Origin of the sequence: Saccharicrinis fermentans DSM 9555 = JCM 21142, from assembly GCF_000517085.1 — a bacterium.
GTDB lineage: Bacteria > Bacteroidota > Bacteroidia > Bacteroidales > Marinilabiliaceae > Saccharicrinis > Saccharicrinis fermentans.
Genome location: NZ_KI912107.1, coordinates 184,668 through 197,853, shown reverse-complemented (window position 1 = coordinate 197,853; position 13,186 = coordinate 184,668). Strand labels below are relative to the sequence as shown.

Here is a 13,186-nt window from a genome sequence, read left to right as displayed (position 1 = left end):
CGATTTAGTCTTTCATTTTGGGGGTGAGTCCCATATCCTGCCCAAGTTTAAGCATTAACCGATAAGCCTGATCCCTATCATTATTGATTTCCCCCTCCAATATGGCTTCTTTTATAGCTGCTTTTATATCACCAATCTCCCTACAAGGCTCTATACCAAATGCTTCCATAATATCCTCTCCACTCACTGGGGGTTGAAAATTTCGCACCTTATCCTTTTCTTCAATCTCCTTCAACTTTTGCCTGACCACTTTAAAATTCTTCATATACTTCCTGACCTTATCTTCATTTTTAGAAGTAATATCAGCCTCACACAAAGTCATCAAGGAGTCAATATCGTCACCTGCATCAAAAAGGAGTCTTCGCACTGCCGAATCCGTCACTACATCTTCTGACAAAACAATGGGTCGCATATGTAAATAAACCATCTTCTGAACAAACTTCATTTTGTCATTCATGGGAAATTTCATGCGCTTAAAGATCTTGGGCACCATCTTTTGCCCAATATGATTATGCGCATGAAACGTCCAACCTAACTTATCATCAAAACGTTTGGTTACAGGCTTTGCTATATCATGAAACACAGCCGCCCAACGCAACCACAAATCATCCGTAAAAGGGACAATACGATCTAACACCTGCAAAGTATGGTAAAAATTATCCTTATGTCTTTTTCCTTTCTTCTCTTCAACACCTTTCATTGCTTGAAGTTCAGGTAGAATTAACGCAAGCAGACCTGTTATTTCCAATAACTTGAAGGCCAGAGAAGGCTTCTCAGACATAATCATCTTATTAAGCTCATCCACCACCCTCTCTCCGGATACAATTTCAATACGCTCCCTGTTATTTTTTATTCCTTCAAAAGTACCTTCTTCAATAGTAAACTTAAACCGCGCTGCAAACCTCACAGCCCTCAACATTCGCAAGGGATCATCCGAAAAAGTTACCCCAGGCTCAAGAGGAGTACGGATAATACCATTTTTCAAATCCTCCAAACCATTAAACGGATCAACCAAATGCCCGAAGGTCTCGCTATTTAGGGATAAAGCCAAGGCATTAATTGTAAAATCTCTCCGATCTTGATCATCTTGAATGGTTCCATCTTCTACAATTGGCTTGCGCGAATTTCTTTGGTACGACTCTTTTCGTGCACCCACAAACTCAACTTCCACATCTCTATACTTAAACATGGCAGTCCCAAAATTCTTAAACACAGACACCTTAAGTCCCCCTAATTTAGTAGCCACTTTTTGTGCCATCTCAATCCCACTACCACGCACCACTATATCAACATCTTTAGAGGGAATCCCTAAAAACATATCTCGTACAAAACCTCCAATTACATATGTCTCAATCTTGTCCAAGTCTGCCACATGCCTAACTGCGTTAAAAACAGTACTTTCTAAACTCTTTAGTATTTCCTTTTCTGTCATTCTTAAAATTTAGGCTGCCAAAATTACAATATATTTGACGGATATTACAATTTCAGCATTCAATTGCTCCGAAGATATCCGCTAATCGCACAATATCAATACGTTACAAAACAAACACATATTGCTTACAACTACCAAACATCAAAAATATCACAAATGTTTAGTACCTTATTCACTCGAATATAGCATTATTACTTGGTCATACGAATAAAAAGTGCCATCCATCATGATATAATTGAAATGAGACATAACACCACTATGGCGAATAACAGCAAGTCATCCCACAACTTGAAAGCAGCCTTTTTAATGTAGAACCGATTTTCTCATGCCTTTTTCGGATTTAACTGACAACATATCCAACAAACAGGCGTTTCTTTAAAAAAATAGTTTGGCATACATATTGATATTGACATATCGACATTTTTACATATATTTGTATCTGAAAATGTACAATAAAAATATTCATTAAAATAAAATAATCATGTTGGAACATTTGACAAAAGAAACATTCAAAGAAAAAGTTTTTGATTTTGAAGCAAGCAAAGATTGGAAATTTGCAGGAGAAAGACCTTGTGTAATTGATTTTTATGCAGACTGGTGTGGACCTTGTAAGGCGATTGCTCCAGTATTGGAAGAGTTATCGAAGGAATACGATGGTAAATTAGATATCTACAAAGTAGATACTGAAGCAGAGAGAGAATTATCCGGTATGTTTGGCATACAAAGCATTCCATCTCTTCTTTTTGTACCAAGTGAAGGACAACCGCAGATGGCGCAAGGTGCGTTACCTAAAGAAACACTGCAAAAAGCATTTAGTGATGTTTTGAAGGTTAGTTTAGATTAAATCGCAACCTATTTTCAATAAACCAGTAAAAGGAAATTTCAAATACAATAGCTATGAAGGCATTCATTATTTCAGGATTATTATTTGTTTTTATTTTCTCCAATGTATTGGCTAATCAAAGGCCGGAAGCAAAATCCTCAGGTGACAAAAAAGAAAAAAGTGGCGTAATACACTTAGACAAAGAATCTTTTAAGGATCTGGTCTTTGACTATGAAAAAAACAAAGAATGGAATTACAATGGAAAAGTACCTGCCATATTGGATTTTTATGCAGACTGGTGTGGACCTTGTCGTCAAGTAGCTCCCATTTTAACACAAATGCAGGAGGAATACAAGGGTAATATTCAGGTTTTTAAAGTAGACACCGACGTAGAAAAAGAATTGGCGGCAATTTTCGGAATTAGAAGTCTGCCAACTATTGTATTTATTCCTGTAGATGGAGAACCTCAAGCCGCTTTGGGCGCCAGACCTAAGGCTGAACTGGAAAAAATGGTAACAGAAATTCTAAAAGTAACAAAATAATCATCACAAATACTAATCACTTATTTCAGATTAGGTTTTCATTTATTAACCATGGCTGTTATAAAAGTCCTTTACTTTTGTAGCAGCTATTTTTTATACATATTTTTCGAGCACCAAAGTTTAGGAGACTACTAACTCCTGATTTAGTAACATCCCCCAGCTTATTTGTATTGCGCATTGTGGGGTCGTTCTTTTTCATCATTTTATCTCAATCTCATCGCCAAGAAATTTTGGTTTTTTACCAAATATCAAGTCGAGAACCATTTTTACTTTCGCAAATCTTTCCCTTAATCTTGTTTTAAATCCATCATGAACATTAACATCTTTGGCATTAAATCCAACAGCTTCAATATCTTTTTAATGTATCTCATTTAGTTTGCTGTGTCATTTTTTTGAATAGCCCATAACGGTTAATTGTATTTACCGCACGCTTATTTTTATTTGTTTACAAATGTTCGCATACCTTTAATTATCAACATTTTAAATATCTTCTTATTTTGACATGCTTGCTTGTTTTTTTACATTTAAAGAACAAAAGTATGGCAAATTTTATGGTACATGTTTTGGCGAACCTTACCACAAATATATGCCATACAGAATTGAATGTATAACCAAAAACAAGTTTCAGTTATGACAGGTAAAGTTAGCACAGTCATCGTGCTTTTCAAAAAAAGAAAGAAGAAAAACGGTAAGTACCCGGCAAAGCTCCGATTAACACATAATCGAAAACAACAGTATTATTCAATTGACAACAAAGACCGGGTTTATGAATTTACCGAGGATGAATTTTCAAAAATTATTTCAGCAAAACCCAGGGGCGTTTACAAAGACATTTCCATTGAGTTTTTAATAATTGAAGAAAAAGCTCAAAAAATAATTCCCTCTTTCAGCGAGTTCTCATTTGATAAGTTCAAAACTCACTTTGGAATATCGGGAACTGACCTACGAAACATTTACTATTTCATGGATATTGCGATTAAGAAATATTCAGAAACAGGCAGAGGTTTATCTTGCTTTTTCAAAAAAGGGAAAGCAATAAAAAAAACAGACATGAAAAAAGTACGCGAATTATTACATCTAGTTATTGGGCAAGGCCATAGTTCACGTCAGGCAGCCAAGATTGCCGGCATGAGCAAGAGCAGCGCCAGCGAGTATGTCAGCGGCTTCAAAACGAGCGGGATAGAACTGGATAAAATGTCGAAGCTGACCGACAGTGAATTACTATGGGCCATAACCGGACCCAACGGAAAGCAGGCAAACGAACGTTATGCCCATTTGATTTCCCTCTTCGGATATATAGAAAAAGAACTCTTACGTCCGGGTGTTACTCTACAGCTTCTGTGGCAGGAGCTTTTTGCAGCACGTGAAAAGTAAATATGCGGCCAACTACATATTGCAAAGTAAAAAAATGCTCCAATCCAGATGTCGATTGGAGCGTTGGAATTCTCTAAGTTTTACTGGAATCTTTTGGAATTAATCGAAATTAGTGGGTGTTTTTTGGAATATTCTGACAACTATTAGACTTTTTCCAATTGTGCTGCAAAAGATCAGCCAAGTCTAAATCATAATTGCTGTTGTATAACGCAATCTTAGATAATACATCCGTAAATGAATATAGTTGAACAAATGGATTTTGCAGAAATTTATAAGATTTGAAAACGCCCATTGCCGTTTTAGCCTTTTTTGTATAACAGTCATTAGAAGGCTAGCAATAAGTGCACAGTATATCCGAATCTTAATTGCATTTTCATTATCTCCAAGAAAATACTTCAAGGGAAAATTTTGTTTTAATTGTATAAAGAGCAATTCTATTTGCCATTTCCCGGATTTCGGTCAACACATTTTAAAATATCCTTTAAAAGACTGATTATTGAGCTGTCAATTATTTCTATTTATTTGTTTATTACGTCTTTAATTCTGCTGTCCGAAAACCGATGTCCCCAAAAATGTGTAGTTTTATCCATTGTAGTTTGTGTTTGTGGTAAAACAAAACTACAAAAAGAGAATGGAAGATCGAACAGTCTTCCTTCTCTTGTTTTTTTTATCGGACAACAGTGAAACAAAAACAAGAAATGAGAAAACTATTTTTACTAATCAGTTTAACGATTAGTTTGACAAGCTTTGGACAAGAAACCACAGATGATTTAAGTAAGATATTTAGAATTAACGCTTTAAATCCTGGACTCGAATTTGAGTTGCCGATTTCAAAAAAGTCGACCATTGCAATAAATCCAGGAATTGGATTTCATGGTAGTTATATGCACCTTGAGTATGATTATTTGGTAAGTGGAGTAACATATTATATTTCGCCGTTTTTGGACTTGTCGTACAAAAAAATTTACAATCGGACTAAAAGACAATCAAAAGGGAAAAATTTAAATTACAATTCAGGAAATTATTGGGGGATAAGACTTTTAACAAACTTCAAAGAAATTGAATCAAAAAATATTTACCGAATTGATGACATTAGTTTCGACTTTGGACCAACTTGGGGAATACAAAGAGCTTATGGAAAGATGCACCTACTTTTTGATGTGGGCCCAGTCTATTATTTTGACACAAAAGGGAACAGTGGATTTTTCCCAATAATGTTACAGCTGAATCTAGGATTCAATGCAAAGAAATGGTGAAGTAATGTCTAGAAAATAAAAGTACGAAACGCTAAAGGAGTAGACGGCTGACGGTCAAATGACCGCCAGTGCGCCTCTCACCACCTAGCATACGGGTAACTTCGTTATTCCTCTTCACAAATTAAAATACTATTTTAATTTATTCGCGCATATACAGCGGTTCTCTACACCATGGGGAATCGAAGATCGGCAGAGCCAATAATGAGTTCGATTTAGTGGATAAAGAAGATGTTATTTCATTGTACATAGAAGCTAAAGGAATGTAACCTCGTTTTCTAAGTCTTTCCACCGTTATGATAGTACCCAGAACAATATTGAAACAAGACATTGTAAATAAGTTGTACCCTAATAGTATTACTATTAAGTCTGCAATGCAGCAACTCAGGCGTGAAATTGAAGTATGCCCTGAATTAAAACAACATTAGAAGAAATACGGCAATACAATAATCCAGTTAATAGCAATTCAGAACCTTCACTGAAAAAAGAGTTGTTAAGTGAATTGGGGAAATTGGCACAGTTACTACTAAAGAAGCATTTTAAGGGGATCAACATCCGCCGGAATGTCACGATAAAACACAACCTCAACCAAAGTTTGGGAAGGGGGGGCAACATGCTCCAGAATTTCTAAAGACTACATCATGCTCTTCCGAGTATTCTATTATCCATACGTAAATCTGTAATAAAAGAATCATGTTCTATTTTCAAAATCCTTATTAATGCCGCCTTAATAAATTGAACAGATTCACTATGTTTGCGTAAAATAAAGGCAGAACAACAATGAAAAAAACGATCAGTAGACTTCAATTTACTAACTATCAAGACCCTAACAAAACCATGTCGCAACAAATACTAGAATTTTGCGCAGGAGGCGGCGACTGGGTTCAAATACAAACAAAAGCGACTGCAGATGACCACGAATGGACTGAAATTCGCAAAAGCAGTTCCCTTTGCCAACAACATGGCGCCACCCTAATTATTGATAACAATATACACCTGGCCCTAAAAATAGACGCAGACGGCGTTCTTTTGAACACAAGCACCAATATAGCAGAAACCCGAAAAACCATTGGCAGTCATAAGATTATAGGCTGCATAGCACACACCTATGAAGATGTTGCTAAAATAGCAGCACAAGATGCCGATTACATCATATTAGACCCACTAGAAGGCGAGAAGACAAAGCAAACGCTCAACCCGCAGGCATACTCTACCATCCTACAAGCTTGTGCTAAGCATAAACTATCCATTCCCACCATAGCTGTAGGACATATTACAAAAGAAGATTTCCCCACACTCTTTAGTATGGGTATACACGGCGTAGCCCTTTCTACGTACCTTGCAGAGCAAGATAACATAGGAAAAACAACATTGAATACCCTTGCAGAGATTGGCAAAGCACAATCTAAATACTTCATAAAGCGATAACAATCCACTTTTTTTCTTGCATATAAGAGGGAAAGCGCTTAATATTGCATCCGTTTTCTACAATGGGGTGCCTGATACGTAGCAGGCTGAGATTATACCCTTCGAACCTGGACAGGTAATGCTGTCAAGGGAAAAAGATCATCTCCAAGTTTCCTCATTGCAGTATTTATTCACTTAAAAACTGTAATACATGCAAAAGTTACTTTTACTTATTTTGATTAGTTCTTTGGGACTAACGACTGTTTCCTCTCAATTTCGAATACACGGTAAAGTTTTAAACACCTTAAACGAACCACTTGTTGGAGCTACAGTGGCTATTCATGGATCGACCATTGGAACAGTAACTGACGACCAAGGCTCCTATAAAATCAAGAACCTTAAAAGCGGACAGTATGAATTGGCCATCTCCTATCTGGGATATGAAACACAGCTCAAATCCATTCGTTTATCGGCAGATGCACAAATAGATTTTATTTTACAAACATCATCCATTATGTCAGAGGAAGTCATCATTTCCTCCATCAAAGCAGGTAATACAACGCCTGTGGCCAAAACAAACATCACCAAAGAAGAGTTAAACAGGCAGAATACTGCAGATGACATACCGCTCCTATTGAGTATGACACCCTCGGTGGTATCGTCTACCGAATCAGGCATTGGTATTGGTTATAGCAGCATGAGAGTGAGAGGAACGGATGCAACACGTATAAACGTTACCGTAAACGGAGTTCCCTTAAATGACGCTGAGAGTCAGGGTGTATTTTGGGTGAACATGCCCGATTTCTCCTCCTCTGTAGATGAAGTACAGATTCAAAGAGGCGTAGGAACATCGACCAATGGGGCAGCCGCCTTTGGTGCATCTATTAACTTTAATACAAGCAGCTATCATACCAAACCCTACGCCGAGATAACTTCTACCGCAGGGTCCTTCAATACTTTTAAAAATTCGGTAAATATGAGCACCGGTTTGTTAAACGACAAATTTTCTTTTGACTTTAGATATAGTGACTTACAAACAGATGGTTATGTAGACTATGCCTTTTCGGACCACAAATCACTCTACATGAGTGGTAGCATGCATCTTAAAAACAGCTTTTTAAAAGCCAACATTATTCATGGAGATCAAAAAACCGGAATTAGTTGGTGGGGTATTGACGATGCCACACTGGCAACAGACAGGACGTATAATCCGGCCGGTCAATACACCGACGAAGATGGAAACGAAAGGTACTACAAAGATCAAACAGATAATTACATACAAACACACTACCAGCTCTTCTATAGTCAAAATTTAAATAGCCACTGGCTCTTAAATACCGCCCTTCATTATACAAAAGGAGAAGGCTATTACGAACAATACAAAGAAAATGAAAAACTCACCGATTATAACTGGTCACAAATCATTCGTCAACCAGGCGACACCATTAAAACCACAGATCTTATCCGTCAAAAATGGTTAAGCAACGACTTTTACGGTTTTACCAGTTCCTTTAACTACAGCACAGAAGAACTGCAAATGAATTTTGGTGGTGGCTGGAACAAGTATGACGGCGATCATTATGGCGAAGTTATATGGGCCAGATATTCAACCAAATCAGAAAAAGGTGATGAATGGTATCGTAACAAAGGCATCAAAAAAGATTATAATATCTATGCCAAGATAAATTATCAATTGGGTAAATTAAACATATTTGGTGATGTACAATACCGAGGCATTGATTACACCCTGAATGGTACGGATGACGATGTGGACATACTTGACCAACACCACACTTATGATTTCTTCAATCCCAAGGCAGGTGTTTATTACTCCATGAATAAGCAAAACCAATTCTATGCTTCCTATGCCGTTGCCAACAGAGAACCGGCAAGGGCTGATTTCAAAAACGCACAAGACGATGCAAGCGCCATGCCGCAGTCAGAAAGACTTCATGACCTGGAGTTAGGTTATCATTTTCAATCCACAAAAATGGCAGCCCATATCAACTTCTATTATATGCGCTATAAAGATCAGCTGATTCCCACTGGCGAAAAAAGCAATGTGGGCTATTCCATCATGACCAATGTTGAAAGTAGCTACCGTACCGGAATTGAAATCGATTTAGGCATCAAGGTATTGCCTAAACTACGCTGGGACGGAAATGCCACCTTTAGCAAGAGTATCATTCAAGATTTTGTAGAAACAGCCACAACCCACAACAACGAATGGTCTGACAAAATAGAAAACTGGACTGTGGTCAGAGATACCATTATTGATCATGGAAACAGCGACATCGCCTTTTCTCCTTCCTTCATAGCCAACAGCACATTTACATACGAACCCTTTCAAGGAAACAGTATTAGGTTAATAACCAAGCACGTAGGAGAACAATACTTTGACAACACCTCCAGCCAGGATAGAAAATTAGATGCATACACCATCTTTAACGCTTCTATCACACAAAATTTTAGTCCTAAATGGATTAACAAGATTCAATTACAGTTATCTATCAACAACCTTTTAGATAAAAAATATGTGAGCAATGCTTATATATGGGGAGGCACCTTCTATAACTTTGAAACCAACGAGGAGTACACCTATAACTATTATTACCCCCAAGCGGGCAGACACGCCTTTTTAAGGGTCAAGTTTATTTTTTAATTTCAGCAAGTCACAGAAAGAAAAATAACTTGCCTTTCCATTACCAATGGCAAGTGTGTAAATAAAAATCTCCCCCATATCACTATGAATAAGGGGGAGATTTATTTTAAGGAGCTTAAATTTCATATTCGCCCCACTAAATTCTCGGGTCAGTGCCAAAAGTTGGGTGTAAATGTTGTTTATAGTTGTCATGCAAATATTTTTATTAATCTGAATAAGAAGAATTTTACATCAACAACACCTCTGAATTGCCTTTTGAAATCCTTTACTTTTGCATTGAAAGATTCTGCTGCAGCATTGGTACTTCCGTTATCTAATCGAGAGCAATGTTTCTAACTTATATGATAATTTTCTTTGCTTTTGGAACTTGCGTTAATGTCCTTTTTATCATTGCCATAAAAAGGACCAAAAAGGTCTAGAACAATAGATCGCTATCAGCCCTACATCAACTTCCCTTTCCGTCCGGCGCACACTTCCTTCGCTCTAGGCCAACAGCACTACCACCTCAAGTGCGCCCAGAAACCCGGATGATGTATTAGAACTTCCTAATAGATTTTCTAATGCATTTTCCGGGTTCATAGCTTCTCGCCAACGCCGGCCCCGGGGCTATTGTTCTGGCCAACCCTGCGGTTCATTAATTGATAGCTTTGTACATTAATAGAAGATATCCTTTAGATGAAAGTTCTTGAATATGGTTGGATAAATTGTAAAGACTTTCGTTATACTTGAAATTATTATTAAAATAGAATATCAACACCCTTAACTTCAAATTCTTAGTTTAAAATATGCTTTCCGCTTGAAGATTTCCGATAGGATACGATCTGGAAATAATCTAATATTCCTGCTGGTGAAAATAGAGCCACCGATGGCTCCAATGATAGTTCTTCTTTCACAATTTATTTTATCCGTTTCTATTTAACAGCTAAATAAATACTTATTTTTCAACAGACCCAACTTTTGTACATGATCCAAATTCTCTTTTAAACTCCTTTGCTTTTATAAATGCTTCAAAAAAGGAGCACAAGAGTCTTAAACATCCTCAATTTCTTTTAAAATATTTTCCACCTCGGTTTCTGTTGTATGCAATTTCTCCTTACAAATTTTTAGCAAAACAGATACTCGCTTCACCTTATCTGATAGCTCATCCACATCCAATTCATTACTTTCAATTTTAGAAAGGATATCTTCAATTTCTGTTATGGCTTCCACATAGCCTATCTTTTTTTTTGTCATATGCTATTATTTAATATGATTATGCGTAGTCAAAGGTACAGTAAATTTAAATGTGCTACCTTTTTCAAGTTTACTTTCCACACTAATCACTCCTTTATTAATTTCCACGAACTCTTTACACAACACCAAGCCAAGGCCTGTTCCTTTTTCGTTAAATGTTCCGGTGGTGCTATGATTAGAATCAACCCTAAAAATCTTTTGCAGGTTATCTTTGCTAATACCAATACCCGTATCCTTCACAGAAATCTCGATATTCGATCCTTTCACTTTTCCCGAAACGCTAATTACACTGCCCACCCTTGAAAACTTAATGGCATTGCTTACTAAGTTCCGGAGTACTGCGCTAAATAAATTCTTATCCGCCCAAGCGAGTAAATCATCGGCAATATCCACGGAAATAACAATATCCTTCTCCTCTGCGTTAATTTTAAGAATCGAAACAATATTACTGACCACAATTTTCACATCTAACCTTTCGGGTTTATACTCTGTGGTACCCAACTGGGTTCTGGACCACTGTAATAATGTCTCCACCAAGGAGTATAACTTACGTGTTGAATGATATATGGAACGACTATAAGCGACTATTTCCTGATGACTTTTGCTTTCTACCTGCAAGGACAAAAGTTCTGAGAATCCCATCAAAGAGTTAAACGGACTCTTTAAATCATGTGCTATGATTGAAAAAAATTTATCCTTGGTAGCATTCAACTTTTCCAGCTCTTCATTTTTATGCTTAAGCTTTTTACTCAATATCATTTTTGAGCGGAACAACACAAAAAACACAAGCGAAAATACAGCTAAAAGCACAATACTCCCCCAATAAATAAGTTCATTGTTTTTAAAGCTTAACAAACGAGCTGCAATCATCATTTTTACGAGCTCTGAATCTAACTTTTCAACACCTCCCTTGTCTTCATTATTCACGGATTCAACACAAAAAAAAGCAGCAGCTTTAGCACGTAATATGGAGTGATCAAGGACTATACTTCTATTTTTATAATAAAGGGCAGACTGATCATCACCCATCATCTCATACAAGTGCGAGAAAAAATTAAAACACTCTAATTGCAGACTATCATTATTTAACGAAGAAGATATCGCCATGGCTTTTTGCGCATAGGCCTTTGCTTCAGAAAACACTTTGGTTTGCACATTTAGTTGTGCCAATACCAAAAAAGTCATGGCCTCCAATTCTCTTTCTTCTCCAGAAGGAATATGATTCAAGGTCTCAAACAAAATATCAGATGCCTTTTCATATTCCTTGCATTGGCAATAATATTTACCCCAAGCAATATTAGCTCTTGCCATGCCTAACGAATCACCTTTACTTTGCTGATAAGCCATATACGAACGTAAAAATGGCAGCGCTTCCTCATGCTGGCCTATATTCATATAAGCAATGGCTATCTTATATTTCATATATTCATGCAACGCTGTATCCTCGCACATAAGCAAGTTAGCCCTAAGCATGGATATAGCCTTTGTATTATCATCTATCTGAAAATACAAATCAGCAGTAGAAATAATTCTATGAATGTCACAATTTGCTTGTAAAGATGTTTCCTGCCTACCACCATCGCTTCCCATTATTTCAACTTCAAGCTGAAGTAGAAAAACTAAAATTAATCCTTTAAGTAAGTAACGCATTTGTATATAATATCCAGGCTGTGATTGCTTGTAAAGATAAAAAAAGGATTTTAATACAAAAGCTGAATAATATGATTTTTATCTTGTTACCGTTTTCTAATCATGTGACATACAATATTAAGTCCTGGGGTAATCTCCTACAAGACTGTGATCTACTATTAACCAGGAATTGTCATCCAACATCCAGTCCTCCAAGGCCAATGCGTTCTCCTTGAAAGAATTACTAAACTCTTCTATATTGATCTCTCCAAATTTATCAGGCACCCATGTACAACAACTCATCATCCACGAAACCAGTACCAGAGGTTCCTCTTCGCCCCATTCCAAGGCGGCCAGTTTATCTCTAGAAATAATGGGTACATTCCAGTCTGCAAGCTCCATCATCCACCCCTCTAAGCTAAGCTCGTCTTCTTCAAAAAAACTTACATGTGCTGGATGATCTACCACCCACCCTTTACTACTTAACATCCAAGATTCAACGGCTAGCGCTTCCTCCTTTACCTCATTGCTAAACGAGTGCGTATAGAGCATATCCGACACACCTGAATGGAAGGATGGTGGCATATTACCTTCCATCGAATTTTCATAAACAAACTCCTGTGTGGTTTCATTCACTTTAAAAACTTTGTAGACCCCAAAGGCCAACAGAATGAACGAAGAAATGATCAATACTTTAACAATTCCTAAATGATATCCATGTTGATTTACTTGTGTTTTCATGATTTCATCCTCCTATACTTTGGTTTGTAACAGGTAGAAATCACTTATCGTGCCGAAGAACACATAGTGCAGATATACAAATACTTACAC

The 13,186-nt window shown here is 37.0% G+C and carries 10 protein-coding genes and 1 pseudogene; 6 read left to right on the top strand and 5 right to left on the bottom strand.

Going from position 1 to position 13,186, the window contains the following annotated elements; genetic code table 11:
- Window positions 1–4: 4 nt before the first annotated feature.
- Window positions 5–1,432 (bottom strand): CCA tRNA nucleotidyltransferase, encoded by a 1,428-nt coding sequence (locus CYTFE_RS0100960; RefSeq protein WP_044213696.1) that lies wholly within the window; start codon window positions 1,430–1,432, stop codon window positions 5–7.
- A gap of 481 nt (window positions 1,433–1,913) precedes the next feature.
- Between CYTFE_RS0100960 and trxA (CYTFE_RS0100955) the strand changes: the two genes are divergently transcribed.
- The 6 genes from trxA (CYTFE_RS0100955) to CYTFE_RS0100925 all read left to right on the top strand — a co-directional run bounded on the left by trxA (CYTFE_RS0100955) (window position 1,914) and on the right by CYTFE_RS0100925 (window position 9,493).
- The gene (gene trxA, locus CYTFE_RS0100955; protein WP_027470272.1) at window positions 1,914–2,276 is read left to right on the top strand and encodes a thioredoxin; all 363 of its coding nucleotides are present in this window, start codon (window positions 1,914–1,916) and stop codon (window positions 2,274–2,276) included.
- A 53-nt stretch (window positions 2,277–2,329) separates the two neighbouring features.
- Complete coding sequence (trxA, locus tag CYTFE_RS0100950; RefSeq protein WP_081735874.1) at window positions 2,330–2,797, top strand: thioredoxin; 468 nt, start codon at window positions 2,330–2,332, stop codon at window positions 2,795–2,797.
- Window positions 2,798–3,400: 603 nt separating this feature from the next.
- On the top strand, window positions 3,401–4,171 hold the full coding sequence (locus CYTFE_RS0100940) for a hypothetical protein (RefSeq protein WP_154665597.1): 771 nt from the start codon (window positions 3,401–3,403) through the stop codon (window positions 4,169–4,171).
- A gap of 698 nt (window positions 4,172–4,869) precedes the next feature.
- Entirely contained in the window at window positions 4,870–5,427 is a 558-nt protein-coding gene (locus tag CYTFE_RS0100935; protein WP_027470269.1) for a hypothetical protein, read from the top strand.
- Between the two features lie 777 nt (window positions 5,428–6,204).
- Window positions 6,205–6,852, top strand: a complete 648-nt coding sequence (locus CYTFE_RS0100930) for a thiamine phosphate synthase (RefSeq protein WP_027470268.1) — start codon at window positions 6,205–6,207, stop codon at window positions 6,850–6,852.
- A gap of 190 nt (window positions 6,853–7,042) precedes the next feature.
- Window positions 7,043–9,493: a TonB-dependent receptor gene (locus tag CYTFE_RS0100925; protein ID WP_027470267.1), complete on the top strand. Its 2,451-nt coding sequence runs from the start codon at window positions 7,043–7,045 to the stop codon at window positions 9,491–9,493.
- Window positions 9,494–9,681: 188 nt separating this feature from the next.
- On the opposite strand, the pseudogene CYTFE_RS30985 reads toward CYTFE_RS0100925, so the two are convergent.
- The 4 genes and pseudogenes from CYTFE_RS30985 to CYTFE_RS0100905 all read right to left on the bottom strand — a co-directional run.
- Window positions 9,682–9,798: pseudogene (locus tag CYTFE_RS30985) on the bottom strand (hypothetical protein); the annotation flags it as partial.
- Window positions 9,799–10,522: 724 nt separating this feature from the next.
- On the bottom strand, window positions 10,523–10,726 hold the full coding sequence (gene xseB, locus CYTFE_RS0100915) for an exodeoxyribonuclease VII small subunit (protein ID WP_027470265.1): 204 nt from the start codon (window positions 10,724–10,726) through the stop codon (window positions 10,523–10,525).
- Between the two features lie 6 nt (window positions 10,727–10,732).
- Window positions 10,733–12,376 (bottom strand): ATP-binding protein, encoded by a 1,644-nt coding sequence (locus tag CYTFE_RS28190; RefSeq protein ID WP_052342907.1) that lies wholly within the window; start codon window positions 12,374–12,376, stop codon window positions 10,733–10,735.
- Window positions 12,377–12,493: 117 nt separating this feature from the next.
- Window positions 12,494–13,096 carry a hypothetical protein gene (locus CYTFE_RS0100905; protein ID WP_027470264.1) on the bottom strand — a complete coding sequence of 201 codons (603 nt, stop codon included), beginning with the start codon at window positions 13,094–13,096 and terminating at the stop codon, window positions 12,494–12,496.
- Between the last annotated feature and the right edge of the window lie 90 nt (window positions 13,097–13,186).

Coding starts and splice junctions, on each gene's coding strand:
- trxA (WP_027470272.1), top strand. CDS start 1,914: ATGTTGGAACATTTGACAAAAGAAACATTCAAAGAAAAAGTTTTTGAT.
- CYTFE_RS0100930 (WP_027470268.1), top strand. CDS start 6,205: ATGAAAAAAACGATCAGTAGACTTCAATTTACTAACTATCAAGACCCT.
- trxA (WP_081735874.1), top strand. CDS start 2,330: ATGAAGGCATTCATTATTTCAGGATTATTATTTGTTTTTATTTTCTCC.
- CYTFE_RS0100940 (WP_154665597.1), top strand. CDS start 3,401: ATGTATAACCAAAAACAAGTTTCAGTTATGACAGGTAAAGTTAGCACA.
- CYTFE_RS0100905 (WP_027470264.1), bottom strand. CDS start 13,096: ATGAAAACACAAGTAAATCAACATGGATATCATTTAGGAATTGTTAAA.
- xseB (WP_027470265.1), bottom strand. CDS start 10,726: ATGACAAAAAAAAAGATAGGCTATGTGGAAGCCATAACAGAAATTGAA.
- CYTFE_RS0100960 (WP_044213696.1), bottom strand. CDS start 1,432: ATGACAGAAAAGGAAATACTAAAGAGTTTAGAAAGTACTGTTTTTAAC.
- CYTFE_RS28190 (WP_052342907.1), bottom strand. CDS start 12,376: ATGCGTTACTTACTTAAAGGATTAATTTTAGTTTTTCTACTTCAGCTT.
- CYTFE_RS0100925 (WP_027470267.1), top strand. CDS start 7,043: ATGCAAAAGTTACTTTTACTTATTTTGATTAGTTCTTTGGGACTAACG.
- CYTFE_RS0100935 (WP_027470269.1), top strand. CDS start 4,870: ATGAGAAAACTATTTTTACTAATCAGTTTAACGATTAGTTTGACAAGC.